Source organism: Vibrio sp. 378, assembly GCF_033339435.1.
The window spans coordinates 1-522 of sequence record NZ_JAWOUO010001166.1; the positions used below are offsets into that span (position 1 = coordinate 1).

Genomic DNA, 522 nt, shown 5'->3' on the forward strand with positions numbered 1-522 from the left:
CTGCATTTCTACGGTGTCATATTGGTCTGAACTCGGGCGAGTCCCTAAATGCACTTTTGCGCCATCACGGTAACTTAATAATGCATCACGAAAGCTCAATGCATTATTACGTAAAAATTGTTGCCACGTTTCCCCAACTGCGGGTAATGAATGACGATGATTACGCTTTAGCATTTCAACAGATAATGCATCCAACAATGTGCGCTTGTTCTTCACATGCCAATATAGTGTAGGCTGCTCTACGCCCAGTTTTTGAGCTAGTTTTCGCGTTGTCAGCCCTTCCATTCCCACTTCATTTAGCAACTCTAATGCCACTGTGATGATGGTTTCTTTATCTAATCGCGCCATACTGCCCTCTCTTTTTTTCTATTGACACTCTATCACTGATAGGGATATATTCCAACTCTATCAATGATAGAGAAAAAACGATGAATAAATTTGCGATCACCGCTTTAACGATCACCGCCCTAGATGCTATGGGGATCGGCTTGATCATGCCTGTATTGCCTACATTGTTACGTG

At 42.5% G+C, this 522-nt stretch carries 1 protein-coding gene; it reads right to left on the bottom strand.

What is annotated here, in order from left to right; translation table 11 throughout:
* Positions 1 to 348: TetR family transcriptional regulator (locus R7Q48_RS30950; protein ID WP_318134238.1), on the bottom strand; the 348-nt coding region annotated here is incomplete at its 3' end.
* Positions 349 to 522 lie beyond the last annotated feature (174 nt).